Here is a 23,790-nt window from a genome sequence, read left to right as displayed (position 1 = left end):
ACGCTTTTGTCGGCGACGGACCCTCCCCGATCCATGAGCGACTTCGACGCGGTCGTGGTCGGCGGCGGCATCGTCGGTTCCGCGGTCGCGTACCACCTCGCGGACGCAGGCGCGGACGCGCTGCTGGTCGACCGCCGCGATAAGGGGCGCGCGACGGACGCGGGAGCGGGTATCGTCTCGCCCGCCACGAGCAGTCGCACCGACTCGACGGCGTGGTTCGAGTTCGCGCTCGCCGCCGCGGACTACTACCCGGATCTGGCCGCGGAGCTCTCGGCGGCCGGCCACGACCACGGCTACTCCGAGACGTCGGTGGTCGTCGTCGCCGCGGACGAGGAGGAGCACGCAGAACTCGACGCCGTACGCGATCGGGCGGAGCGACGGACCGCTGAGTACGGCCGCCCCGAGCCGGGATCGGTGGCGTCGCTGGCGGGCGATGCGCTCCAGGAGGCGTTCCCGCCGGTCGCGGACGGCGCCCGGGCGCTCCGCTTCGCGAACGCGGGGCGAGTCGACGGTCGCCGCTTCGCGACCGCCCTCCGGGCGGTCGGCCGGGAACGCGGACTGACCGTTCGCGACGGCGAGGTGGGCCGGATCAGGACCAACGGGGCTTCCGTGACGGGCGTCACGCTGGCCGACGGCGAGCGGATCGACGCGTCGGACGTGGTGGTCGCGGGCGGGGCGTGGTCCGGCGCGTTCGCGTCGGATCTGGGGATCGAGGTCCCGATCGAGCCGCACCGCGGGCAGATCGCTCACCTCGACGTCTCGACGGCGCCGTCGCTGTCGGGGACCGACGACTGGCCGGTGGTCAAGGGGTTCCGCGGGCACTACATGGTGCCGTGGCCCGGCGAGCGGATCGCGGTCGGTGCGACCCGCGAGGAGGGTGCGGGGTTCGCGCCGCACGCGACGCTCGGCGGCATCGCGGAGGTGTCCCGGGAGGCGCTGCGCGTGGCCCCGGGGCTGGCGGAGGCGCGGCACGCGGAGACGAAAGTCGGCCTCCGGCCGGTCTCGGCCGACCGCCTTCCGGTGCTGGGACCGGTGCCGTCGGTCGAGGGAGCACACCTCGCGACCGGGCACGGCGCGACCGGGCTCCAGCTGGGTCCCTACAGCGGGAAACTCGTCGCGGACGCGGTGCTGGGCGAGGCGCCGACGGCGCTCGACGGGTTCGGGCCGGCGCGGTTCTGACTGCCCGTCCGGCCGGGCGGCCGGGCCGGTGGTGGCAGCGGCGTGTCGGGTTGCGAGCAGGCGGCGCGGTCGCTCCCGGAGCGGTGCGCCGCGCGACCGCCTCGTTCGCTCCGGGCGTGGCTCAGACCACGCGCGGGCTGGCTCGGTATGGGAGATAAGGAACGGGGCGGCGCCTTCCGGCTCCGGGCCCCTTTTGGTCGCGGCCCGTGACCCGCCGGTATGCAGCAGCCCATCGAGGCGGCCGACTTCCACGAGTTGGCGAAGCCCGCCGATCCGCGGCTCTCGCCGGACGGCGAGCGGGTCGCGTTCGTGCGCAGGCAGGCGGACGGGGACGAGGAGTACGCGGCGACGGTCCACGTCGCGGCGGTCGACGGCTCGGGCCACCGGCGGTTCTCGCTCGCGGAGGGAACCGACGCCGAACCGCGGTGGAGCCCCTCCGGCGACCGGATCGCGTTCACCGCCACGCGCGGCGCGGCCGACGACCGCCAGCAGCTCTGGATCCTGCCGGTCGACGGCGGCGAGGCCCGGCAGGTGACGGACGTGGTCGGCGGCGTCTCCGAGATCGCGTGGGGGCCCTCCGGCGACCGGATCGCGTTCGTCCAGTCGGTGACCGCGGAGGACCGCGAGGAGGGGCGGGATAAGTCGGTCCCCGAGGAGTACGAGCCGGAGGACCACCCCGACCCGCGCGTGGTCGACCGGACCGTCTACCGCTCGATGCAGTCGTACTTCGACGGGCGCCGCTCGCACGTCTACGTGGTCGACGTCGACGCGGCCGACCCCGACGCCCCGGCGAGTGGGGCAGGGACGGGGGGAGACGCGGACGCGGGGGAGGCGGTCACCCGGCTCACCGACGGCGACGCGGACTTCGGCGCGCCGGAGTGGGGCGACGCGGAGACGCTCTACTACACCGAGGAGATCGCGGAGGAGCGCGGCGCGGACCCCGACGACTCCGAGGAGATCGCGATCCACGCGCACGACTTCGCGGCGGACGCGGTCGAGCGCGTCCACGTCACGACCGGTTGGGGCACCGCGCTCGCGGCGACCGCGGACGGTCGCGTGGCGTTCCTCCGCACGGAGCCCGAACAGGCCTCGATCCAGCCGACCGACCTGCACGTCATCGACCGCGCGTCGGGCGCGGTGACGGACCTGACGGCGGGGATCGACCGGTCGGTGAGCTACGACGTGCCGCCGCAGTGGGGCCCCGACGCGGAGACGGTCTACTTCGCGACGCCGGACGAGGGGCAGACCGCGGTGTGGTCGGCACCCGGCGACGGGAGCGCGGACCCGGAGCGACTGGTCCGGCGCGGGGCGATCTCGGGCGGACACGTCGGTGGGAGCGACGGGGCGGGGCCGGACGAGGTTCTCGTCGCGCTCGCGCTCTCGGAGTGGGACCACCCCGGCGACGTGTTCGCGTACGACGCGGCGGCCGACGAGACGACCCGGCTGACGGAGCTGAACGCCGACTACCTCGAGGAGCGGCACGTCGGGGAGCCGGAGGAGCTGTGGTTCGAGTCCGCGGGCGGCGGCGTCGAGGTGCAGGGGTGGGTGCTGACCCCGCCCGGCTTCGACCCCGAGGCCGACGACCCCGGCCAGTTCCCGCTGGCGGTCGAGGTCCACGGCGGCCCGCACGCGATGTGGACGACTTCGGGAACGATGTGGCACGAGTTCCAGACGCTCGCGGCCCGGGGCTACGTCGTCTTCTGGTCGAACCCGCGCGGGTCGACCGGCTACGGCGCCGACTTCATGCAGGCCATCGAGCGCGACTGGGGCGAGGTGACGCTGACCGACGTGATGGCTGGCGTCGAGCAGGTCGCGGACCGCGACTACGTCGACGACTCGAACGCGTTCCTCACCGGCGGCTCCTTCGGCGGGTTCATGACCGGTTGGGCGGTCGGGCACACCGACTACTTCCGCGCGGCGGTCGCCCAGCGCGGCGTCTACGACCTCACCGGCTTCTACGGCTCGACCGACGGCGCGTACAAGCTGCTGGAGGGCGACTTCGACACGACCCCCTCCGAGGAGCCGGGCTGGCTCTGGGAGCAGTCGCCCACCGGCCACGCCCACGAGGTCGACACGCCGACCCTGCTGATCCACTCGGAGGACGACACGCGGACGCCGATCTGCACGGCGGAGCTGTACCACCGGATCCTCCGGAAGAACGGCGTGGAGACGCGGATGGTCCGGTACCCCCGCGAGGGGCACGAGCTCTCGCGGTCGGGCGAGCCGGGTCACATCGTCGACCGCATCGAGCGCATCGCTCGCTGGTTTGACGGCTACTCCGACCACCACGACGCGCCGCGCGCGCTCGACCGCGACGATAACGACGGCCTGACCGCCGGAGAAAACGAGGACGAGAAGGAGCAGGAGAACGACGACGACGAGGACGAGTCGTAACCGCTCCGACCACTTTTTGAGTCCGGTGCGGTGCTGTTGCGGTGCTGTGCGGTCGCGATGCTGTAGCGGTGCTGTGCTGTCGGCGCGCGCCGCGGCGACCGCTTTGCGTGTCGCCGCGACCGCGCGAGGGAGGTCGCGGGCCGGGCGCGATGCGGTGTCTCCGGCGCGCTACCGCACGCCGGAGGCCAGCGAGAGCTTGTCTCTCGCGCGGCGTTGCGGTTCCGCGCCCGGCCCGCGGCCGAGGCTGGGGAGGTGCGAGGTTGCTGTGCGGTCGCGGGGCGGTTGCGGTGCTGTGCGGGGTGGGACTGAAAGGGGCAGCCGGCTCGGTCCGGCCCCGGCGCCGCAAGCACCGCAGCGGGCTGTGCGGAGAGCGAGGAGCGCAGCGCGTGTCGCGGCCGGTCGAGCCGGCTGGGGCTTTCTGGATGTTGCTGTCCAGATCAGCAGAGTTTGCGACGGAAACATCGTACGGAGAGCCGGCTGGGGCTTTCTGGATGTTGCTGTCCAGATCAGCAGAGTTTGCGACGGAAACATCGTACGGAGAGCCGGCTGGGGCTTTCTGGATGTTGCTGTCCAGATCAGCAGAGTTTGCGACGGAAACATCGTACGGAGAGCCGGCTGGGGCTTTCTGGATGTTGCTGTCCCGAGCAGCAGGATCAACAGCCGAAACAGAAACGGATCAGTCGCCGAACCTATCGCCCTCTACGTCCGCGTCGACTCGGAGCCGCCGCCCGCCTCCTCTTCCTCGGTGACCTCGACGCCCTCCGCGGCCGCCGCGTTGCCGAGGTCCTTCTCGGTCTCGACGTGCCAGCGGTCGACCTCCGACTCGTACTCCGCGAGGATGTCCGAGACCTCGGCTTTCAACTCGTCGTCGTTGACGTTCACCTCGAGCACGAACTCGTCGGCCTCCTCGCCGCGGCCGACCTGCTGGACGTTGGCGCTGATCAGGTCGTTGTCGAAGTAGTACGGCGCGAGCTGCGTCATCACCTTGCGGTAGACGGTGTCCTCGACCTTGCGGATCGCCTTGCGGCCCGCGGAGTCGGCCGCACGGGCGACGTGGCCGATCGACTCGTTCCAGCGGTCGAGCGCCTCGTCGCTGTCGCCCTCCTCGACCTTCTCGTACGACTCCGAGAGCTTCTCGCCGGCGGCCTGGAGGTCCTCACCGGCGCTCTTGCCGGCCTTCTCGCCTTCGCCCTCCGCGACGGAGGCCTGCTCGGCGGTCTTCTCCGAGACGTCCTCGTCGATGCGCTCGTGGGACTTCGGGCGCCACTCCTCCCACTCGTGGTAGGCGTCGCCTTCGGCGCCGGCCTCGCGCAGGGCCTGCGTGATGCGCTCGCCGTGCTCGACGACGTCGCCCCAGTCCCCGCGCACCTTGAACCCGGAGATGCTCTCTTCCATCGGCTTGTCGCCCGGCTATGCGTCGCTCAGGTATAAGTTTCCCCGCCGTCAGCCGGTCACACACCCCCGGAGTCGGTGGCAGAAACGCCTCGTCGTCGCCGAGCGCCACGCTGTGTCGCCCGGCCAGTCGGCCGGTCGGCCGCCGCGGCTCGGGCGCGTTACTCGTCCTCGGGAACCGGGTCGTTGCCCGGATCGGGGGACGGGGAGTGGGCGTCGCTGTGCATCGCACCGCGAACGAACGACAGCATCGCCGCCATCATGAGGAGCGTCGCGATAGTCGCCGCGACGGCGACGGCGAAGATGGGCTCGACCATGTCCGGTCATGCGCCATCGCGGACAATCAACGTATCGGCTTCGGTCGCCGCGTCCGTCCGCGCGCCGCGCGGTCGGCACGCGTGCGACTGCGTTCGCCCGGTCGGCGGCGGGCGGTCGCGGAACGGGGGTTTGGACAAACGGCCGTTTGAGCCTACAGAAGGCCTTTTCTCCGCGGGAGCCACCGAGCAGGCATGCACCGACGCACCATCCTGCGCGGCGCGGCCGCGGGCGTCGCGACGGCGCTCGCCGGCTGCGCCGAGAACTCGACGCCCGGCGACGATCCGACCGACTCGGAGGACGGGACGACCGAAGCCGGCGACGGTTCGGACGACGCGGACGGGGATTCCGGCGGCTCGGGCGGGGACTCCGACGGCGGCGACGGGACACCGACCGACGCCGACGCGCCCGCGCTGGTCGACGCCGCGCTGGAGCGGCGCGGCGACTGCTCGGAGCCCGGCACGGCTGCGACGGTCGCGTTCGCCGACGATGCCGTGACCGTTGACGGCTGTCTCGAGGCAGCGAACGGCTGTATCTACCCCGAGCTGGCGTCCGCGGGCTACGAGGACGACGCGTTCGTGGTCGCCGTCGAGGGCGTCGACGAGAGCGACCCGGACGAGGCGTGCACGCAGGCGATCGAGTACCGCGCCTACGAGGCGACCGCGAGCTTCGAGGGGGGCGTCCCCGCGACCGTCGAGGTCCGCCACGACGGCGAACTCGTGACGGAGGCGCGGTCCGAGTAGGTAGGCCACTTGGCTGGCCCGCCCGGTGCCGAGTCGGGCCGGAGCGGCCGGGGCTTATGCGTCTCCCGCCGTGAGGGTGTCCCATGGACGACGCCATCGCCGCGCTGACGACGCGGGAGAGCTGGCGCGCCGAGGGCGGCGCCGCTCGCGTGCACTACGCCGGCGCGACCGACGACGACCGATACGCGGTCGAGTACTACGCCGACGCCGAACGCGTGCTCTACTGGCGGGTGCCGTCCGACGGCGCGACCGCGGAGCCGGTGCCGCGCGCGACCGTCCCCGACCCGCTCAGGCGGCGCGTCCGCCGGGACCTCGAGGCCGCGAACGTGGACCCCGCGGTCGAGAAACGCAGCGTGTGAGGATCCGTCGGCAAACGGTTCCGCTTCGTTTCGGTTCGAAGGAAAGGTTCATTCATCGGTACGGGAAACCACGGCACGATGAGTAGTCCCGACTGGGAGAAGGACGACCCGTTCGAGGAGCAGCGGGACAAGATCGAGAACCCCATGAAGCGGCTGTTCCTCACCTACGGGCGCGACTACACGTTCCCCGTGAGCGTCGGGATCCTCGCGAGCGTCTTCGCCCGGCTCCTCGACCTCCTTCCGCCCCTGATGCTCGGCATCGCCATCGACGCGATCTTTCGCAACGAGGCCGCGTTCGACGAGCAGATCCCGCTCGTGCTCCTCCCGGACGCGTGGCTGCCGACCGGACAGACCGCCCAGTTCTGGTTCACCATCGCGGTGTTGGCCGGCGCGTTCGCGCTCGGGGCCGCGTTCCACTGGCTCCGGAACTGGGGGTTCAACGCGTTCGCACAGAACATCCAACACGACGTTCGGACGGACACGTACGACCAGATGCAGCGGCTCAACATGGACTTCTTCTCCGACAAGCAGACCGGGGAGATGATGTCCATCCTCTCGAACGACGTGAACCGCCTGGAGCGGTTCCTCAACGACGGGATGAACTCCCTGTTCCGGATGTCGGTGATGGTGCTCGGCATCGGCGTCCTGCTGGTGTGGATCAACTGGCAGCTCGCGCTCGTCGCGCTGTTGCCCGTCCCGATCATCGCCGTGTTCACGTACGCGTTCATCCGCATTATCCAGCCGAAGTACGCGGAGGTGCGCTCGACGGTCGGCAAGATGAACTCGCGGCTGGAGAACAACCTCGGCGGCATTCAGGTGATCAAGTCCTCGAACACCGAGGCGTACGAGTCCGACCGCGTCGACGACGTCTCCTTCGACTACTTCGACGCGAACTGGGACGCCATCGAGACGCGGATCAAGTTCTTCCCCGGCCTCCGCGTGCTCGCGGGTATCGGCTTCGTGCTCACGTTTATCGTCGGCGGGCTGTGGGTGTTCCAGGGGCCGCCCGGCCCGTTCTCGGGCGAGCTCTCCGAGGGGATGTTCGTCGTCTTCATCCTCTACACGCAGCGGTTCATCTGGCCGATGGCGCAGTTCGGACAGATCATCAACATGTACCAGCGCGCCCGCGCCTCCTCCGCGCGCATCTTCGGCCTGATGGACGAGCCCTCGAAGCTCGAACAGGACCGCAACGCCGCGGAACTGGAGGTCACCGAGGGCGAGGTCGAGTACGACGACGTCACCTTCGGCTACGGCGACGAGACGATCATCGAGGACGTGGACTTCACCGTCCCGGGCGGCGAGACGCTCGCGCTCGTCGGCCCCACCGGCGCCGGCAAGTCGACGGTCCTGAAGCTCCTGCTCCGGATGTACGACGTGGACGAGGGCGCGGTCCGCATCGACGGACAGGACGTCCGCGACGTGACCCTCCCCTCGCTCCGGCGCGCGGTCGGCTACGTGGGGCAGTCGTCGTACCTGTTCTACGGCACCGTCCGCGAGAACATCACCTACGGGAGCTTCGAGGCGGACCACGAGTCAGTCGTGGAGGCGGCCAAGGCCGCGGAGGCCCACGAGTTCATCCAGAACCTGCCGGACGGCTACGACACGATGGTCGGCGAGCGCGGCGTGAAGCTCTCCGGCGGCCAGCGCCAGCGCATCACCATCGCGCGCGCGGTGCTGAAGGACCCCGATATCCTCGTGCTCGACGAGGCGACCTCCGACGTGGACACGGAGACGGAGATGCTGATCCAGCGCTCGCTGGACCGGCTCACCGAGGACCGCACCACCTTCGCCATCGCCCACCGCCTCTCGACGATCAAGGACGCCGACACGATCCTCGTGTTGGAGGACGGCGAGATCGTCGAGCGCGGCACCCACGACGAGCTGATCGACGAGGACGGCCTCTACGCGCACCTCTGGGGCGTGCAGGCCGGCGAGATCGACCAGCTCCCCGAGGAGTTCATCGAGCGCGCCGCGAAGCGGACCGCCGAGGTCGACGCGGAGACGGACGACGACTGATACGCGACTGCCTCGAACGTCACTGTCGTCACTCTGTACGGCGCTTTTTTGGTTTTTGCTGTTGATCCTGCTACTCGGGACAGTACCGTCCAGAAAGCCCCAACCGGCTCTCCCGCATACAGAAACGGTTCTGTTGCAGATCGTGCTGCTTAGGACAGCAACGTCCAGAAAGCCCCAGCCGGCTCGACCGCGCCGGGCCTCGCTGCGCGCTCGCGCCTCTCCGCACAACCCGGCGCGAGTGCTTACGTCGGCCGGGCGGGATCGAGCCGGCTGCCCCTTTCAGTCCCGCCCCGCCCCGCCCCGCACCGCAACCGCAGCCTCGCACCTCCCCAGCCTCGCCGCGGCCGCGGTCGCGCGACCGCAACGCACCGCAGCGCGACCGCGGCCGCCGCCTCCCTCGCGCGCGTTTCTCGCGCGCGCCACCGCAGCGGTCCCCGGACCCGTCGTCACACCGAATTCCCGTTCGTTCCGTCGAGCGCTTCTCGACTGCCGCCTTTTAACTCGCCGGCCCGCGCAGGGCCGCTATGAACCTCGCGGACGCGACCTGGACCGACGCCCGCGACGCCGACGTCGGCGTGGCGTTTCTCCCGGTCGGCAGCACCGAACAGCACGGCCCGCACGCGCCGCTCGGGACGGACACGCTGAACGCCGTCTCCGTGGCGGAGGCGGCCGCGGACGCCTTCTCTTCGGATCAGGACCGCGGCGAGGCGCTCGTCGCCCCGCCGGTCGCGGTCGGCGTCGCCGAGGAACACCGCGCGTTCGACGGCACGCTGTGGGTCAGTCCGGACACCTTTCGCGCGTACGTGCGCGAGACCGCGGAGTCGCTGGTTCACCACGGCGTCGACCGCGTCGTGCTCGTCAACGGTCACGGCGGCAACGTCGAGGCGCTCGCCGAGGTCGCGCGGCGCTTCTCGCGCGACGACGGTCACCCCGGCTACGCGGTCGCGTTCACTTGGTTCGAGGCGGTCGGCGAGCACGGGAGCGACATGGGCCACGCCGGCCCGCTGGAGACCGCGCTCCTGCGCGCGACGCATCCCGACCTCGTGCGCGAGGAGCGCGTCGCGGACGCGGCCGCGGGCGGGTCTGACCGCTGGGGCGAGTGGGTCTCCGGGGTCAACCTCGCGCACGACAGCGACGAGTTCACGGCGAACGGCACGGTCGGCGACCCGCGCGAGGGGGACGCCGCGCGCGGCGAGGAGCTGTTGGACCTCGCGAGCGAGGCGCTCGCGGAGCTGGCGGCGGCGGTCGTCGAGCGGTCGTCGCGGAGCTGAAACGGGGGGCTGTCGTCAGTCGTCCGACTCGTCCTCGTCGTCGTCCTCGCCGGCAGCGTCGGCGGCGTCGGCGGCGTCCGCCAGCGACCCGCGGAGTTCGGGGACGGTCCCCGCGAGTTCGCCGACCGCGTCCGCGGCGTCCTCGATGTCGGCGATCAGCTCGGAGAGGTCGTCGATCTCGGCGCCGAGGTCGTCGGCGTCCTCGAAGGCGTCCGCGCGCTCGCCGAGGACGTAGCTCTTCTTGGCCTGTCGGACGTGCTCGGCCGCGTCGCCCACGTCGAGGGCGGACTTCAGGCCGTTGAGCACGCCGAGCGTGTTGTCCGCGTCGGTCTCCCACACCTCGTCCGCGCCGGGGAGCTCCGCGCGGGCCTCCGCGAGGTGGCCCTCCACCTCGTCGCGGACCTCCGCGGCCGCCTCGCCGAACAGGTCGTCGTCGTCGAACGTCGCCTGACTCATGCGTGGCACGTCGTACCGCGGGGGTTTAAAGCCGACCCCGAAATCGGAAGTAAAAACGGGCGGTAGGGGCCCGGATACGTGGGAGTCGGCCCGCGGGGCGTCCAGTTCCGCCTCGCTTCGCTCGCGGTCGGTGACCTCGGCTGCTCCGACCCGCGGTCCGGCCGAGGGTTCTGTCGTGGATCAGCCGCAGCGACCGGCCGGGAGCGGTCGAGGTATCGGCCGCGTGCTCTCGCCGGTACACGTAAACCCCGTCGCGTCGATACCCCGACCATGGCTGCGAAGGCGGAATTCCGGGACCGGCCGGACGTCGAGGTCGCGCTCCTCGACGCGCTGGTCGACCGCGGTGAGGAGGGCATGACGGTGTTCGAGCTCCGGGCCGCCGTCGACGCCGACATCGACCGGGTCGAGGAGGCGCTGAGCGCGCTGAAGGAGGACCGACTGATCACGGTCGAGCAGGGCGACTCACGGCTCCGGATCTACCCCCACGACCGCGTGGTGCCCGACCCCGACGCGAACGAGGACGACGGCCCCGGATTTTTCGAGTCGCTCCGCCGCAAACTCGGACTGTAACGCGGACTCTGCTGCTCAGCGCCATCCAGAAGGCCCCAGCCGGTTCGACCGCGCCGGGCTTCGCTGCGCTCCTCACCCTCAGGCCAGCGAGAGGCGTGTCGTCTCGTCCGCCGGAGAGGCGCGGACATCCCGCTGAGAACCCGCCGGTGGCGGGGGCTTTCTGGGTGATGGACGCAAACCCGGGAGCACGCTCGCTCGACGACCGGACACCTGCTGATCGACTCGCGGGACCCCGTCTCGCTATCGGTCGCGCGATCGCGCGTATCGCCGCACCTCGCCGCCCTCGTCGGTGCCGACGTGGACCTCGTCCGCGAGGCCGACGAACAGGCCGTGTTCGACGACGCCGGGAGTTCGGGCGAGCGTCGTCGCGAGGTCGTCGGGCGCCGAAATCGTGCCGAACTCGCAGTCGAGCACGAAGTTGCCGTTGTCGGTCACCACGGGGCCGTCCTTGCGCTCGGCGGTCCGAAGGGCCGGCTCGCCGCCCGCCGCCCGGACCGCGGTCGCGACGGTCGTCCGCGCGGCCGGGAGCACCTCCACCGGGACCGACCGGTCGAGCGCGTCGGTCACCTTCGAGGGGTCCGCGACGATCAGCAGGCGGTCGGCCGCGGCGTCGACCGACTTTTCGCGAGCGTGGGCCGCGCCGCCGCCCTTGATCAGCGCCGGGGCGTCGGCGGCGTTCGCGTCGTCATCGGCGCCGTCCGCATCATCCTCGCCGCCGGCGTTCTCGTCGTCACTGTCCGCACCGTCCTCGGCGCCCTCCCCGAACGCCACCTGATCGGCGCCGTCGATGGCGAGGTCGATGCCGGGCGCGTCCGGGCCAACCGCCTCGTCCAGGTCGAGCAGGGGGATTCCGCACTCGCGCGCCAGCTCGCGGGCCGCGAAGGAGGTCGGGACGCCCCGCACGTCGAGGCCGGCGTCGACCTGTCGGCCGATGGCGCGGATGGCGTGGGCCGCCGTCGAGCCGGTGCCGAGTCCGACCACGGTCCCGTCGCGCACCTGCTCAGCGGCCGACTCGCCCGCGCGGCGCTTCTGTGCCTCGGTGCCGCCGGTGGTCTTCATACGTCCGCGGACGGCGTCGGGGTTCAAAAAGGGCGGCGGGCGAGCGGCGGGCGGCGGGTGGTCCCCGCCGGCGGCGACTCAGCGCAGGCGGTCGAGGACGGCGTCGGGGTCGTACGCTAAGGAGAGTTCGCGGGACCGGCCGCGCCCCTCGACCTCGGCGTACTCGGCCTCGATGACGCCGAGCTGGTCGAGCTTGTTGATGATCTCGGAGTAACGCGTGTAGCCGAGGTCCGTCGCCTCGTGGAACGCCTCGTACACCTCGCCGGCGCGCTTCCCGTCGTGTTCCGCGAGCGTCTCCACGAGCGCGCGCTCGGAGTCGGAGAGCCCCCGCAGCGACCGCGAGAGGTGGACGAACTTCGACTTCTCGTAGGCGTCCTCGACGTCCTCCTCGGCGACCGTCCGGGAGGCGCGCATCTCCGCGTTGAGCCCCGCCCGGCGGAGCAGGTCGATCCCGACCCGGAGGTCGCCGCTCTCGCCGGTGAGCTCCGCGACGCGCTCCAGCTCGGGGCGGTCGATGACGCCCTCGTGGAAGCCGCGGTCGGCGCGCTCGCGGAGGATGTCGTAGATCTCGGTCGTGTCGTACACCGGGAAGTACACCTCCTCGGGCCGGAACACCGACTGCACGCGGGAGTCGAGTTCCTCGATCACGTCGAGCGAGAGGTCCGAGGAAACGACGATGACGCCGATGCGGGCGCCCGAGTGCGCCTCGTGGGCGCGGAGCAGGGAGTAGAGGGTGTCCGAGGCCTCGTTCTCGTAGAACAGGTAGTTCACGTCGTCGAGCGCCACCACGAGCACCTCGTCGTCCTCCACGAGGCGGTCGGTTATCTGCCCGAACAGCTTCTTGAAGGAGATGCCCGAGGAGGGGGGTTCGTAGTCGAAGACGCTCTCGAACAGGCGGGAGAAGACGGCGTAGCGCGTCGAGTCGACCTGGCAGTTGACGCGGACGGTTCGCACGTCGGTCTGGGCGCTCAACTCGCCGAACAGCTTCTGCACGGCGGTCGTCTTCCCAGTTCCGGGAGGCCCGCGGACCATCGTGTTGAGCGGCCGCGACCCGCGGACGGCCGGCCGGAGCGCGTACTTGAGGCTCTCCAGCTGGCTCTCGCGGTGTTTGAACGTCTCCGGGATGTAGTCGATCTCGAAGACGTGCTCGTCGCGGAAGACGGACTCGTCCCACGAGAGCATCCCGTCGTCGGGGTCGCCGGTCATCACCTACACCACGTCCGGCCGCGCACTTAACCGTTCCCCGGGCCCGGGGCGGAAGTAAAACTGGCCGATCGACGCCGCGAATCGCGCGAGGGAGGGAAGTCCGGTTTCACTATCACGCCGCTCGATTCGGCGGGAGTGGCGAGGGCACTCTTGCCCGTCCGCGACCGGCCGCCGTCGCGGGACCCGCCGCTACAGCACCGAGACGCCCCACGCGACCATCGAACTGACCATCAGGAACGCGAAGAACAGCGCGATGATCTGCTGTCTGTCCATGCGCCACCTACCGCCGAGGAGACGCATAACTCCTGTGTCGTGCCCCCGGCCGCGACCTTATACCCGAGCCAACGAGTCCGCGGTTCTTGTCTGTCACCTATTATCGTAATAGGTGTTTGAACCCCCTCAAGGGGATAGTAACCTTCATGTTCCCTCACGCTCGACCGGTGGATATGGCATCCAACGGGCTGTCGAGCGCGATGACGCTGTACGGGGCGCGAACGCTGACGCTCTCGCAGGCGGCCGCGCAGGCGGGCCTCTCGGAGGCGGAGTTCGTGGAGCAACTCGAACGGCACGGCATCGAGGTCGCCGAGTCCGAGCGCGCCCGCGCGCTGGGCGGCGACACCTCGCCCGCGAGCGCGGACTGAGCGTCGCTGACGCTCCCGATCGGGGTTTTGGGAGGACCGGATCGGTCGGAGCGCCGGTAGGCGGTTTTTCCTCTTTCGCGTCGGACAGCGACGGCGTCGGCGACCTACTCTTCGGCGTTCTCGGGGACGAGGTGGAGGTCGCCGGCGCGCGTTTTGAACGCCCGCACGGTGTCGGCGTCCTCGTCGACGAACTCGGGGTTCGCGACCGTCCGCGCCTCGTAGGTCTCGGGGTCGAGCACTTGGACCGCGTTCTCGTCTTCGACGGTCACGACGGTCGTCTCCTCGGCGTCCGCGTGCTCGCCCAGGCGGTCGGCCTCGGGCGCCTCGCCCTCGTCGAAGGCCGACTCGTAGGCCTCACCGGAGTCGAGCCGAACACCCTTCAGTCGTCCCGAGACGCCGGTGACGAGCACCGGGCCGTCGCCGTCGTCCGGGTCGACGATCTCGCCGGGCGCGAACCGCGGGAGCCGGACCGCGAACGTGACGCGGTACACCTCGTTTCCGTCGCCGTCCTCGGTGACGAGCGTGGGGTACGACTCGAAGGACCCGCCGAGCGCGTCGGTGATCCGGGAGGCGACGTTCTGGCCGATGCGGTTGGTCGAGACCTTGATGTTCGGCCCCTCGTCGGTCTCCTTGATCTCCGTGATGAACGCCTCGCGGTCGCCGTCGCCCTCCTGGTCGGCGACGTACGACTCCGCGATCTCGACGGCCTCGGCGCGCTCCTCGGGGGTGAGCTCGCGCTCGTCCGCGCGGATCTGCACGATCCCGGCGTAGTAGCCGCCGGCGATGCGCCCGCAGCGGTCGCAGGTGCCGCGCGAGATCTTCACCGGGACCGTCACGTCCGCCTCGCGGAGCTCGCCGCGGACGATCCCCGAGAAGTGGCAGTGCATCCGGATGTTGTTCTGGTCGACCTGCTCGGGTTCGACGCCCCACTCCACTTCGCGGGCCTTCAGGTGGACGCCGAGCGCCTCGGCGGTCTCCTCGACGGCCACGTCGGTGTAGTCGCGGGCGTCCACGTCGACCCACGTGTTGCCGCGGTGGACCGCGCCGCAGCCGGAACAGACCAGCACCTCCAGCCGGTCGGGGGCGTCGACAAGTTCGAAGTCGTCGAAGTAGCAGTCGTCACAGAGCTTCGCGTCCCGCTCGCGGGGCGCGCCGGGGAGCGGCTCCGCGCGCTCCGGAACGGCGTCGCCACAGCGGGGACAGAACTCGCGGGACTCGGTCATTGATCCCTCCGTACGCGCGTGAGGCGTTTAAGCGGACCGAACGCCCGGTCCGCGGTCCGTCGCCGCCGGCGCCTCCGGTCGCGACCGAACCGGTTCGGCGATCTCCGCGCCACCGGCAGGGAATGGCGGCGAGCGCGCCTTTAGGACCCGTGCGACCCATGCGGGAGACATGGCAGACGACAGCCAGCGGTTCGCGACGCGCAGCCTGCACGCCGGCGCCGAGCCCGACCCGACGACCGGGTCGCGGGCGACGCCCATCCACCAGACGACCTCCTACGCGTTCGACGACGCCGACCACGCGGCGCGGCTGTTCGCGCTGGAGGAGCCGGGCAACATCTACTCGCGGATCATGAACCCGACGAACAGCGTCTTAGAGGAGCGGATCGCCTCGCTCGAGGGCGGGGTCGGCGCGGTCGCGACGAGTTCGGGGATGGCCGCGCTCAACCTCGCGACGTTCCTCCTGGCCTCGGCGGGCGACAACATCGTCTCCGCGTCGTCGCTGTACGGCGGGACCTACACCTACCTCACCCACTCCGTCGAGCGCCGGGGGGTCACGACGCGGTTCGTCGACACGCTCGACGTCGAGGCGTACGCGGAGGCCATCGACGAGGACACCGCCTACGTCCACCTGGAGACGATCGGCAACCCCGCCCTCGTGACGCCGGACATCGAGGCGATCGCCGAGGTGGCCCACGAGCACGGCGCTCCCCTGCTCGTCGACAACACGTTCGCGACGCCCGCGCTCTGTCGCCCCCTCGAACACGGCGCGGACCTCGTCTGGGAGTCGACGACGAAGTGGATCACGGGCAACGGGACCACCATCGGCGGCGTGCTCGTCGACGGCGGCTCGTTCCCCTGGGCCGAACACGCCGACGACTACCCGGAGATCGCCGCGGAGAACCCGGCCTACCACGGCGTCAACTTCGCGGAGCGGTTCGGCGACGCCGCGTTCACCTACGCCGCGGTCGCCCGCGGTCTCCGCGACCTGGGGAACCAGCAGTCGCCGTTCGACGCGTGGCAGACGATCCAGGGGCTCAACACGCTTCCCCTGCGGATGGACCGCCACTGCGAGAACGCGGCGATCGTCGCGGAGTTCCTCGCGGACCACGAGGACGTCTCGTGGGTGAACTACCCCGGCCTCTCCGACCACGAGACCCACGAGGCGGCGAGCGAGTACCTCGAGGGCGGCTACGGCGGCATGATCACCTTCGGGCTGGAGGCGGGCTACGACGCCGCGAAGGCGACCGTCGAGCACGCGGAGCTCGCGTCGCTGCTGGCGAACGTCGGGGACGCGAAGACGCTGATCATCCACCCCGCCTCGACGACCCACCAGCAGCTCACCGACGCGGAGCTCGAGGCCGCGGGCGTCACCGACGACATGGTTCGGCTCTCGGTCGGGATCGAGGACCCGGAGGACATCCTCGCGGACCTCGACGCGGCCATCGCGGCGGCGACCGAGTAACTGCGCGACGGCGGAAGCGTGCGACAGCGGCGGAAGCGTGCGACAGCGGCGGAAGCGTGCGACAGCGGCGGAAGCGCTCGACGGCGGCGGAAGCGCTCGACGGCGGCGGCGAAACGGTTACACTACCGGCGCCCCACCTCTCACGCACATGACGAAAGTGAGCGTCGTCGGCGCCGCCGGCACGGTGGGAGCAGCGACCGCGTACAACCTCGCGCTCCGGGACGTGGCGGACGAGCTCGTGCTCGTGGACATCCCCGACCAGCGCGAGACGACGGTCGGGCAGGCCGCGGACGCGAACCACGGGGTCGCCTACGACTCGAACACGACCGTCCGGCAGGGCGAGTACGCGGACACCGCCGGCTCGGACGTGGTCGTGATCACGGCCGGCATCCCCCGCCAGCCGGGCCAGACCCGGATCGACCTCGCGGGCGACAACGCGCCGATCATGGAGGACATCGGCGCTCGCCTCGCCGAGTACAACGACGACTTCGTGACGGTGACGACCTCGAACCCCGTCGACCTGCTCAACCGCCACCTCTACGAGGCGGGCGACCGCGACCGCCACCAGGTCGTCGGGTTCGGCGGCCGCCTCGACTCCGCGCGCTTCCGCTACGTTCTCTCCGAGCGCTTCGACGCGCCCGTCAGGAACGTCGAGGCGACGATCCTCGGCGAGCACGGCGACGCGCAGGTGCCGATGTTCTCGAAGGTTCGCGTCGACGGTCGCGACCCGACGTTCGACGCGGACGAGCGCGAGGCGATCCTGGGCGACCTCCAGGAGTCCGCGATGGACGTCATCGAGCGCAAGGGCGCCACGCAGTGGGGGCCCGCGACCGGCGTCGCCCACACCGTGGAGGCGATCGTCCGCGACACCGGTGAGGTGCTCCCCTGCTCGGTGGTGCTCGACGGCGAGTACGGCTACGAGGACACCGCCTTCGGCGTGCCGGCGAAGCTCGGCGCGAACGGGATCGAGGAGGTCGTCGAGTGGGAGCTGGACGACTACGAGCGCGACCTGATGGACGACGCGGCCGAGAAGCTCTCCGAGCAGTACGACGAGATCGCGTAGACCGTTCGCCGTTCGCGGCTTTTCGTCTTGACCGCTCGCTGTACGCTGGTTTTTGAGTGATCGAGCGTGCTGCTTCGCTCGTCGGTAACGCTCAGAAAGCCCTCGGCCGCTCGCGGTCGCTGCGCGACATATCCGCGCCTCTCCACACAGCCCGGCGCGGATAGGGGTCGACGCAGCGACTCCCCTTCGGCGCGACCGGCCTCCCCCTTTCAGTCCGCCGCGAGACAAACCGCGTCTCGCGAGCCTCCGGCGTGCAGTAGCGCGCCGGAGACGCCAGGGCGGTTTCTGTCCGAGAAGTCGTCGCGGCCGGCTGTTCGGTGATTCGTCACACCGGCTGTCAGGCAAGCGTGGCCTCTCACCTCCCCAACCTCGGGCCGGGAGCGGCCGCGGGACCGCACAGCCCCGCACGGCATCGCGGCCGCGCCCGCCCCTCCCTCGCGCAGTCGCGGCGACACGCTCCGCGGTCGCCGCGGCGCGCGCCGGACGTGGGACAGCCGGGGGGGGGGGGGATTTTTCTCGAACAGGTCAGTCCGGACTGCCGAACAGGCTGGAGTGGACCGGCGCGTGGGGGTTCTCCTCCGTCGCGTCGGCCGGCTCGTCGGCTTCCGCGGCATCGGTCACGGACCGCCCCTCGACGCCCTCCTCGAGGAAGTCCGCGACCGGGGGACCGACGGACTCCGGCTCGACGAGGAACGCGTCGTGGCCGTGGTCCGAGTCGACCACGTGGTGCGCGACCGGGACCTCGGAGGCGCGGAAGGCGTCCGCGACCTCGGCGCTCTGGCCGACGGTGAAGTGCCAGTCGCCGGTGAAGGAGACCAGGAGGGCCTCGCCCTCGAAGGCGGCCAGCGCGTCCGCGTCGGAGCCGTACCCCGCCGCGAGGTCGTACTCGTCCATCGCTCTGGTGAGGTAGAGGTAGCTGTTCGCGTCGAAGCGCTCCACGAACCCCGCCGCGTTGTAGTCGAGGTACGACTCCAGTTCGCGGTAAGGGAAGAACGTCGCGGCCGGGTTCTCGGGGAGCCCCAGGCCGCCCTCCTCCCGCGAGAGGGAGTCCCGGCCCGCGGACCGCCGGCCGAACTTCCGCGCCATCGAGGCCTTCGAGAGGTACATCACGTGACCGATCTGTCTGGCGATGGCGAGGCCGTCGTCCGGGTCGGGCCGGTCGTCGCCGTAGTAGTCGCCGCCGTTCCAGGCGTCGTCCGCGCGGATGGCGCGGCGCGCGATGGCTTCCAGCGCGAGCGACTGCGGGTCGAGCCGGGCCGCGGCCGCCAGCGCCACCACATAGTCGGCGTCGTCCGGGTAGCGCTTGGCCCACTCCAAGGCGTTCATCCCGCCGACGCTCCCGCCGACGACCGCGTGCAGGCGGCCGACGCCGAGGTGGTCGAGCAGTTCCCGCTGCGCGCGCGCCCAGTCCTCGACCTGCACCGGCGGGAACCGCGCCCCCCACCGGTCGTGGTCCGGCTCGTCGTCGCCCAGGTCCAGGTCCGCGGGGCGCTCGCTGGCTGGGCCGGAGGAGCCGTAACAGGAGCCCGGGACGTTCGCACAGACCACGTAGTACTCGGTCGTGTCGATGGCCTTGCCCGGGCCGACCACGTCGTCCCACCACGCGCGGGCCTGTCCGGCCTTGCCGTCGCCGTCTTCGCTCGCGGTGCCGTTCGCAGCGTCCGCGTCCTCGTCCGCTCCGCGCCCGGCCGCGCTCGGCGTACGTGCGACGTTCTGCGACCCGGTGAGGGCGTGGCAGACCAACACTGCGTTGTCGCCGGTGAACTCGCCGTAGGTCTCGTAGGCGACCCGCAGGTTCGGCACCGACTGCCCGCAGGCGAACTCGAACTCGCCGAGCGCCGCGACGCCGCGATCCGCGTGCGGGGCGCTCATGTCTCCGGCCGTTCCTCCCCGGCCGCGAGCCCCGCGTCGAGGTCGGCGATCACGTCCTCGGGGTCCTCGATGCCCACGGAGAGCCGGAGCATGTCGGGGTAGACGCCGGCGGCGACCTGCTCCTCCTCGGTCATCTGCGCGTGGGTCGTGGAGGCGGGGTGGATGATCAGCGTCTTCGCGTCGCCGACGTTCGCGAGGAAGCTCGTCAGCTCGACCGACTCGCACAGCGTCTTGGCCGCTTCGTAGCCGGCGTCGACGCCGAAGGTGACCATGCCGCCGTAGCCCTCCAGGTACCGGCTCGCGTTCTCGTGGGTGGGGTGGTCCTCGAACCCGGGGTAGGTGACCCAGTCGACGCGGTCGTCCGAACGCAGGAACTCGGCGACTTCCCGGGCGTTCTCGCAGTGGCGGTCCATCCGCAGGGGGAGCGTGTTGAGCCCCTGGATCGTCTGCCACGCGTCGAACGGCGACTGCTGGCCGCCCGTGGGACGCACGCCGCGCTGCCGGGCGACGTTCGCGAAGGCGGCGTCGCCGAACTGCTCCGTGAAGTCGATGGGGAACGCGGGCGACTGGCCCGACAGCTCGTCGTAGTCGGCCTCGGGGTGGTCCCACGGGAAGGTCCCGCCGTCCACGACGACCCCGCCGACGGTCGTTCCGTTGCCCGTGATCCACTTGGTCGTCGACTCCCAGACGACGTCCGCGCCGTGCTCGACCGGCCGGCAGAGGTAGGGGGTCGCGAACGTGTTGTCGACCACCAGCGGGACCGCGTGGTCGTGGGCGATGTCGGCGAGGCGCTCGAAGTCCGGCGTGACGAGCGAGGGGTTGGCGATCGTCTCGACGTGGACGTAGGCGGTGTCCTCGTCGATCGCCGCCTCGTAGGCGTCGTAGTCGAGGGTGTCGACGAGCCGGGCCTCCACGCCGCGCCGGCTCGCGATCGAGGTGAGGTACGCCGAGGTGCCGCCGTACATCTCCGAGCTGGCGACCACGTTGTCGCCCGCGCGGGCGAGTACCGTCGTGATGGCGTCGATGGCCGCCATCCCGGACCCCGTCGCGACCGCGCCCGACCCGCCCTCCAGGTCCGTCAGCCGGTCCTCCAGCGCCCCCACGGTGGGGTTCGAGAGCCGCGAGTAGATGTGGCCGTCCGCGCGCAGCGCGTACATCTCCGCGGTCGTGTCCGCGTCCTCGAAGACGAACGACGTCGTCTGATGAATCGGCGTCGCTCGCGCGCCCGTGGACGGATCCGGATCGGTCCCGGCGTGGAGGCTCCGGGTCCTGAACCCTCTGGTCATGTGTAGTACGCATATATCTCCACACGTCTATAACCGTCAGTTACGGCAACGCCTGCCGCCCGCGGTGACGGAACGCGGTCGGCCGCGCCGGCTCGCCTCCGCCGAAGCGTGGGTTTATCCCCGGTGACGCGCCTACTGCCGCTCATGTCCGTCGCCGGTCCCCCGGTTCCCGAACTCGCCGCCGACGCGGCCGCCTGCGCGGATCGGCTCCGCGAGGCCGACCGCGTGCTGCTCGCCTCCCACATCGACGCGGACGGGATCACGAGCGCCGCGGTCGCCACGACCGCGCTCGCCCGGGCCGGGATCGACCACGAGGTCGTCTTCGAGAAGCAGCTCGACGAGGCCTCTATCGCGGGGATCGCCGCCCGCGACTACGACACCGTGCTGTTCACCGACTTCGGGTCGGGACAGCTCGACGTCATCGCCGCCCACGAGGCGGCCGGCGACTTCACCCCCGTCATCGCCGACCACCACCAGCCGGCCGACGCCGCGACCGAGTTCCACCTCAACCCGCTGCTGGTCGGCCTCGACGGCTCCTCGGAGTTGTCCGGCGCGGGCGCGAGCTACGTGCTCGCCCGCGCGCTCGAACCCGACGGCGGCGACAACCGCGACCTCGCCGCGCTCGCCGTCGTCGGCGCGGTCGGCGACATGCAGGACGGCGACGACGGCCTCACCGGCGCCAACGAAGGGATCGTCGCCGAGGCCGTCGAGGCCGGCGTGCTCGAGACGCGAACCGACCTCGCGCTGTACGGCCGCCAGACTCGCCCGCTCCCGAAGCTGCTGGAGTACGCCACCGACGCTGGGATCCCGGGGGTCTCCAACGACGAGGCGGGCGCTATCTCCTTCCTCTCCGGCCTCGACCTGCAGTTGAAGCAGGGGGGCGACTGGCGGCGGTGGGTGGACTTAGACGACGAGGAGCGGCGCACCCTCGTCTCCGCGCTGATGCAGCGCGCGGTCTCGTCGGGCGTCCCCGCCGACCGCGTCAACGACCTCGTCGGCACCTCCTACACGCTGGTCGCTGAGGAGCGCGGCACCGAGCTCCGCGACGTGAGCGAGTTCTCGACGCTGCTCAACGCCACCGCCCGCTACGAGCGGGGCGACGTGGGGCTTGCGGTGTGTCTGGGCGATCGCGACGACGCGCTCGCGGAGGCCCGGAGCCTCCTCCGGAACCACCGCCGGAACCTCTCCGAGGGGCTCCAGTGGGTGAAGACGGAGGGCGTCACGCACGAGGACCACCTCCAGTGGTTCGACGCCGGCACCCGCATCCGCGAGACGATCGTCGGCATCGTCGCCGGCATGGCCGTGGGGTCGCCGGCCGTCGATAGCTCCAAGCCCATCGTGGCGTTCGCGGAGAAGAACGACGAGGAGCTGAAGGTCTCCGCCCGCGGCTCCCACCGACTCGTTCGCCAGGGCCTCGACCTCTCGGCGGTGATGCGGGAGGCCAGCCGGTCCGTCGGCGGCGACGGCGGCGGCCACGACGTGGCCGCGGGCGCGACCATCCCGACCGGCGAGCGCCGCGGCTTCCTCACCGCCGCCGACGAGCTGGTGGGCGAGCAACTCGGCTGAGGACGACGGCCGGTCCGTCCCGCCGAAGACCGGGACCGAACCGTCGCCAGGGCCGGCGCGGCATGGGCTTATGTACGTCGCCCCCACAGGTGAGACCGAATGAGTGAACTCGTCTCGACGGGGGTCGACGGGCTGGACGCGATCCTCAACGGCGGCATCACGAAACGCTCGACGGTGCTCGTCTCCGGGAACCCGGGCACCGGAAAGAGCATCTTCGGAATACAGTATCTCCACGCGGGCGCGACCGAACACGACGAACGCGGCGTCTACGTCTCCTTCGAGGAGAACGCTTCGGACATCGAGGAAGCGGCCGCGTCCGTCGGGTTCGACGACTTCTCCGACCTCGTGGACGCGGGGGAGATCGTGATCCACGACAAACGCGAGATGCTCCGTGAGGAGGATTTCTCGGAGGCGGTCGACAAGCTGCTGGAGACGGTCGCGGACGGCTCCTTCGACCGCCTCGTCCTCGACTCGCTGTCGATGTTTCAGCTGTTCTTCGAGAGCGAACGCGAGCAACGGACCTCCCTGCTGAAGTTCTCGGACATCCTCAAGTCGAACGGCCTCACCTCGCTGCTGATAAACGAGCAGGGCGCCGTCTTCCCGGACACCGAAGTCGGGCTGGAGAACTTCCTCACGGACGGCAACATCTACTTCATTCAGACGCCCACCGACTCCGGGGTCAACCGATACGTCTGGGTGGCGAAGATGCGGAAACAGGCCATCGACACGGACATCTTCCCGATGGAGATCGGCGACGGGGGGATCACGGTCCACGACCGCGCCGGCGGCTTCTCGATGATGGGGCGGTCCGAGGATTCACTCTGACTCAGTCCGACTCCGAAGAGAGCTGCCGCCACACGTCGTCAAGCCGGTCTTTGACCGTGGTCCGTTCGGTCACCTCGACGGTCAGTCCGCTCCGGAAGTCCAGGTCGATCTCGTCGACGCATCGCCGATACACCTTCACACGCCGGCGGTCCTCCGAGAGCGTTCGGTCGTGAAGCTCCAGCAGTTCGGCCTCTTCCAACTCGTCGATGCGCCGGTAGCACGTCGCGATGGGGACGTCGAGCTGCTCGCTGAACTCCTTGGCGGACTTGGGCTCGCCGGCGGCGCTCAGAATCTCCGTGTTGTACTTGTTCCCGAGGATCGAGATCAGCTCCTCCCCCTCCATTCGTGAATATCTACTTTGATTCCCCTCGCCAAAAGTATACTGGATACCCCGATTCCCCGGCGAAATCGGCCGTCCGCCGATATCGGGGCTGATACTGCGGAGGCGGAGTCGGCCGCTCGACGGCCGCGGACGCTGCCCGCCGCTTTCGTTCCCGGTCCGCGTCCGCGAGGTCCCCCCGACGATGCGGCGTGTGACCCCGTGCCTCAGCGGAACTCGTTCGACGGGTTTAATAGAAACCCGGCGATACTGTTAGATCCGAAGAGATGAGGACCCCGTCCCTGCGGTCCGCCGTAAGACGGGATCTGATGTGAGCCAACGACGTTCGGTGTCACCCGCTTTCGCGTGTGACCCGAACACGGACCATGCAATGGTGCGAACCAGTCTAACTGGTTCAATCCGCCATACCCCCTTCACACCGGGAACCAGGTGTGAAGGAACCATTCCGGTTGATCCTGCCGGAGGCCATTGCTATCGGGGTCCGATTTAGCCATGCTAGTTGCACGAGTTCAGACTCGTGGCATATAGCTCCGTAACACGTGGCCAAACTAC

The 23,790-nt window shown here is 70.6% G+C and carries 21 protein-coding genes and 1 rRNA gene; 13 read left to right on the top strand and 9 right to left on the bottom strand.

What is annotated here, in order from left to right; all coding sequences use genetic code 11:
* The first annotated feature begins 33 nt into the window (after positions 1-33).
* The gene (locus ACQE3L_RS15090; protein WP_426964688.1) at positions 34-1,179 is read left to right on the top strand and encodes an NAD(P)/FAD-dependent oxidoreductase; all 1,146 of its coding nucleotides are present in this window, start codon (positions 34-36) and stop codon (positions 1,177-1,179) included.
* Between the two features lie 219 nt (positions 1,180-1,398).
* The gene (locus ACQE3L_RS15085; protein WP_426964687.1) at positions 1,399-3,573 is read left to right on the top strand and encodes a S9 family peptidase; all 2,175 of its coding nucleotides are present in this window, start codon (positions 1,399-1,401) and stop codon (positions 3,571-3,573) included.
* Between the two features lie 699 nt (positions 3,574-4,272).
* On the opposite strand, the gene ACQE3L_RS15080 is transcribed toward ACQE3L_RS15085, so the two are convergent.
* Positions 4,273-4,968 (bottom strand): DUF5828 family protein, encoded by a 696-nt coding sequence (locus ACQE3L_RS15080; RefSeq protein ID WP_426964686.1) that lies wholly within the window; start codon positions 4,966-4,968, stop codon positions 4,273-4,275.
* A gap of 158 nt (positions 4,969-5,126) precedes the next feature.
* Positions 5,127-5,282, bottom strand: coding sequence for a hypothetical protein (locus ACQE3L_RS15075; protein ID WP_426964685.1), 156 nt, complete (start codon positions 5,280-5,282; stop codon positions 5,127-5,129).
* A gap of 192 nt (positions 5,283-5,474) precedes the next feature.
* Here ACQE3L_RS15075 and ACQE3L_RS15070 point away from each other — a divergent pair, with 192 nt between their 5' ends.
* The 4 genes from ACQE3L_RS15070 to ACQE3L_RS15055 all read left to right on the top strand — a co-directional run bounded on the left by ACQE3L_RS15070 (position 5,475) and on the right by ACQE3L_RS15055 (position 9,669).
* Positions 5,475-6,023, top strand: coding sequence for a hypothetical protein (locus ACQE3L_RS15070; RefSeq protein WP_426964684.1), 549 nt, complete (start codon positions 5,475-5,477; stop codon positions 6,021-6,023).
* Positions 6,024-6,106: 83 nt separating this feature from the next.
* The gene (locus tag ACQE3L_RS15065) at positions 6,107-6,382 is read left to right on the top strand and encodes a DUF7538 family protein (RefSeq protein WP_426964683.1); all 276 of its coding nucleotides are present in this window, start codon (positions 6,107-6,109) and stop codon (positions 6,380-6,382) included.
* Between the two features lie 78 nt (positions 6,383-6,460).
* On the top strand, positions 6,461-8,398 hold the full coding sequence (locus ACQE3L_RS15060) for an ABC transporter ATP-binding protein (protein ID WP_426964682.1): 1,938 nt from the start codon (positions 6,461-6,463) through the stop codon (positions 8,396-8,398).
* A gap of 524 nt (positions 8,399-8,922) precedes the next feature.
* On the top strand, positions 8,923-9,669 hold the full coding sequence (locus ACQE3L_RS15055; protein ID WP_426964681.1) for a creatininase family protein: 747 nt from the start codon (positions 8,923-8,925) through the stop codon (positions 9,667-9,669).
* A 15-nt stretch (positions 9,670-9,684) separates the two neighbouring features.
* On the opposite strand, the gene ACQE3L_RS15050 is transcribed toward ACQE3L_RS15055, so the two are convergent.
* The gene (locus tag ACQE3L_RS15050) at positions 9,685-10,125 is read right to left on the bottom strand and encodes a DUF5790 family protein (protein WP_426964680.1); all 441 of its coding nucleotides are present in this window, start codon (positions 10,123-10,125) and stop codon (positions 9,685-9,687) included.
* 270 nt (positions 10,126-10,395) lie between these two features.
* Here ACQE3L_RS15050 and ACQE3L_RS15045 point away from each other — a divergent pair, with 270 nt between their 5' ends.
* A complete protein-coding gene (locus tag ACQE3L_RS15045; RefSeq protein ID WP_426964679.1) occupies positions 10,396-10,695 on the top strand; it encodes a DUF6432 family protein in 300 nt (99 codons plus the stop codon).
* A 240-nt stretch (positions 10,696-10,935) separates the two neighbouring features.
* Here ACQE3L_RS15045 and rpiA read toward each other — a convergent pair whose 3' ends face one another.
* Together rpiA and ACQE3L_RS15035 are read right to left on the bottom strand one after the other, a co-directional pair.
* Positions 10,936-11,754: a ribose 5-phosphate isomerase A gene (rpiA, locus tag ACQE3L_RS15040; RefSeq protein ID WP_426964678.1), complete on the bottom strand. Its 819-nt coding sequence runs from the start codon at positions 11,752-11,754 to the stop codon at positions 10,936-10,938.
* A gap of 78 nt (positions 11,755-11,832) precedes the next feature.
* Entirely contained in the window at positions 11,833-12,960 is a 1,128-nt protein-coding gene (locus ACQE3L_RS15035) for an ORC1-type DNA replication protein (RefSeq protein ID WP_426964677.1), read from the bottom strand.
* A 446-nt stretch (positions 12,961-13,406) separates the two neighbouring features.
* On the opposite strand from ACQE3L_RS15035, the gene ACQE3L_RS15030 reads away from it, so the two are divergent.
* A complete protein-coding gene (locus ACQE3L_RS15030; RefSeq protein ID WP_426964676.1) occupies positions 13,407-13,601 on the top strand; it encodes a DUF7317 family protein in 195 nt (64 codons plus the stop codon).
* Positions 13,602-13,705: 104 nt separating this feature from the next.
* Here the strand turns inward: ACQE3L_RS15030 and ACQE3L_RS15025 are convergent, their stop codons facing one another.
* Complete coding sequence (locus ACQE3L_RS15025) at positions 13,706-14,824, bottom strand: 60S ribosomal export protein NMD3 (RefSeq protein ID WP_426964675.1); 1,119 nt, start codon at positions 14,822-14,824, stop codon at positions 13,706-13,708.
* A gap of 169 nt (positions 14,825-14,993) precedes the next feature.
* Here ACQE3L_RS15025 and ACQE3L_RS15020 point away from each other — a divergent pair, with 169 nt between their 5' ends.
* Positions 14,994-16,286: an O-acetylhomoserine aminocarboxypropyltransferase/cysteine synthase family protein gene (locus tag ACQE3L_RS15020; RefSeq protein WP_426964674.1), complete on the top strand. Its 1,293-nt coding sequence runs from the start codon at positions 14,994-14,996 to the stop codon at positions 16,284-16,286.
* A 148-nt stretch (positions 16,287-16,434) separates the two neighbouring features.
* A complete protein-coding gene (gene mdh / locus ACQE3L_RS15015; protein ID WP_426964673.1) occupies positions 16,435-17,349 on the top strand; it encodes a malate dehydrogenase in 915 nt (304 codons plus the stop codon).
* Positions 17,350-17,874: 525 nt separating this feature from the next.
* Here the strand turns inward: mdh and metX are convergent.
* Both metX and ACQE3L_RS15005 read right to left on the bottom strand, forming a co-directional pair.
* A complete protein-coding gene (gene metX / locus ACQE3L_RS15010) occupies positions 17,875-19,221 on the bottom strand; it encodes a homoserine O-acetyltransferase MetX (RefSeq protein WP_426964672.1) in 1,347 nt (448 codons plus the stop codon).
* Positions 19,218-20,507 (bottom strand): O-acetylhomoserine aminocarboxypropyltransferase/cysteine synthase family protein, encoded by a 1,290-nt coding sequence (locus ACQE3L_RS15005; protein WP_426964671.1) that lies wholly within the window; start codon positions 20,505-20,507, stop codon positions 19,218-19,220. Before ACQE3L_RS15005 ends, metX begins: the two co-directional genes overlap by 4 nt.
* A gap of 144 nt (positions 20,508-20,651) precedes the next feature.
* Here ACQE3L_RS15005 and recJ point away from each other — a divergent pair, with 144 nt between their 5' ends.
* Positions 20,652-22,073, top strand: a complete 1,422-nt coding sequence (gene recJ, locus ACQE3L_RS15000) for a RecJ family nuclease (protein WP_426964670.1) — start codon at positions 20,652-20,654, stop codon at positions 22,071-22,073.
* Between the two features lie 99 nt (positions 22,074-22,172).
* Positions 22,173-22,898, top strand: coding sequence for an RAD55 family ATPase (locus ACQE3L_RS14995; protein ID WP_426964669.1), 726 nt, complete (start codon positions 22,173-22,175; stop codon positions 22,896-22,898).
* 1 nt (position 22,899) lies between these two features.
* Here ACQE3L_RS14995 and ACQE3L_RS14990 read toward each other — a convergent pair whose 3' ends face one another.
* The gene (locus ACQE3L_RS14990) at positions 22,900-23,241 is read right to left on the bottom strand and encodes a helix-turn-helix domain-containing protein (protein ID WP_426964668.1); all 342 of its coding nucleotides are present in this window, start codon (positions 23,239-23,241) and stop codon (positions 22,900-22,902) included.
* Positions 23,242-23,680: 439 nt separating this feature from the next.
* Between ACQE3L_RS14990 and ACQE3L_RS14985 the strand changes: the two genes are divergently transcribed.
* Positions 23,681-23,790: ribosomal RNA gene (locus ACQE3L_RS14985) — 16S ribosomal RNA — on the top strand; the annotation flags it as partial.

It is taken from the genome of Haloparvum alkalitolerans (assembly GCF_050122995.1).
Lineage (GTDB): Archaea > Halobacteriota > Halobacteria > Halobacteriales > Haloferacaceae > Haloparvum > Haloparvum alkalitolerans.
This window is presented reverse-complemented; position numbering and strand designations above follow the sequence as displayed.

Excerpts from the sequence above, each read along its gene's own strand:
- ACQE3L_RS15090 (WP_426964688.1), top strand. The coding sequence starts at position 34 with ATGAGCGACTTCGACGCGGTCGTGGTCGGCGGCGGCATCGTCGGTTCC.
- ACQE3L_RS15085 (WP_426964687.1), top strand. The coding sequence starts at position 1,399 with ATGCAGCAGCCCATCGAGGCGGCCGACTTCCACGAGTTGGCGAAGCCC.
- ACQE3L_RS15080 (WP_426964686.1), bottom strand. The coding sequence starts at position 4,968 with ATGGAAGAGAGCATCTCCGGGTTCAAGGTGCGCGGGGACTGGGGCGAC.
- ACQE3L_RS15075 (WP_426964685.1), bottom strand. The coding sequence starts at position 5,282 with ATGGTCGAGCCCATCTTCGCCGTCGCCGTCGCGGCGACTATCGCGACG.
- ACQE3L_RS15070 (WP_426964684.1), top strand. The coding sequence starts at position 5,475 with ATGCACCGACGCACCATCCTGCGCGGCGCGGCCGCGGGCGTCGCGACG.
- ACQE3L_RS15065 (WP_426964683.1), top strand. The coding sequence starts at position 6,107 with ATGGACGACGCCATCGCCGCGCTGACGACGCGGGAGAGCTGGCGCGCC.
- ACQE3L_RS15060 (WP_426964682.1), top strand. The coding sequence starts at position 6,461 with ATGAGTAGTCCCGACTGGGAGAAGGACGACCCGTTCGAGGAGCAGCGG.
- ACQE3L_RS15055 (WP_426964681.1), top strand. The coding sequence starts at position 8,923 with ATGAACCTCGCGGACGCGACCTGGACCGACGCCCGCGACGCCGACGTC.
- ACQE3L_RS15050 (WP_426964680.1), bottom strand. The coding sequence starts at position 10,125 with ATGAGTCAGGCGACGTTCGACGACGACGACCTGTTCGGCGAGGCGGCC.
- ACQE3L_RS15045 (WP_426964679.1), top strand. The coding sequence starts at position 10,396 with ATGGCTGCGAAGGCGGAATTCCGGGACCGGCCGGACGTCGAGGTCGCG.
- rpiA (WP_426964678.1), bottom strand. The coding sequence starts at position 11,754 with ATGAAGACCACCGGCGGCACCGAGGCACAGAAGCGCCGCGCGGGCGAG.
- ACQE3L_RS15035 (WP_426964677.1), bottom strand. The coding sequence starts at position 12,960 with ATGACCGGCGACCCCGACGACGGGATGCTCTCGTGGGACGAGTCCGTC.
- ACQE3L_RS15030 (WP_426964676.1), top strand. The coding sequence starts at position 13,407 with ATGGCATCCAACGGGCTGTCGAGCGCGATGACGCTGTACGGGGCGCGA.
- ACQE3L_RS15025 (WP_426964675.1), bottom strand. The coding sequence starts at position 14,824 with ATGACCGAGTCCCGCGAGTTCTGTCCCCGCTGTGGCGACGCCGTTCCG.
- ACQE3L_RS15020 (WP_426964674.1), top strand. The coding sequence starts at position 14,994 with ATGGCAGACGACAGCCAGCGGTTCGCGACGCGCAGCCTGCACGCCGGC.
- mdh (WP_426964673.1), top strand. The coding sequence starts at position 16,435 with ATGACGAAAGTGAGCGTCGTCGGCGCCGCCGGCACGGTGGGAGCAGCG.
- metX (WP_426964672.1), bottom strand. The coding sequence starts at position 19,221 with ATGAGCGCCCCGCACGCGGATCGCGGCGTCGCGGCGCTCGGCGAGTTC.
- ACQE3L_RS15005 (WP_426964671.1), bottom strand. The coding sequence starts at position 20,507 with ATGACCAGAGGGTTCAGGACCCGGAGCCTCCACGCCGGGACCGATCCG.
- recJ (WP_426964670.1), top strand. The coding sequence starts at position 20,652 with ATGTCCGTCGCCGGTCCCCCGGTTCCCGAACTCGCCGCCGACGCGGCC.
- ACQE3L_RS14995 (WP_426964669.1), top strand. The coding sequence starts at position 22,173 with ATGAGTGAACTCGTCTCGACGGGGGTCGACGGGCTGGACGCGATCCTC.
- ACQE3L_RS14990 (WP_426964668.1), bottom strand. The coding sequence starts at position 23,241 with ATGGAGGGGGAGGAGCTGATCTCGATCCTCGGGAACAAGTACAACACG.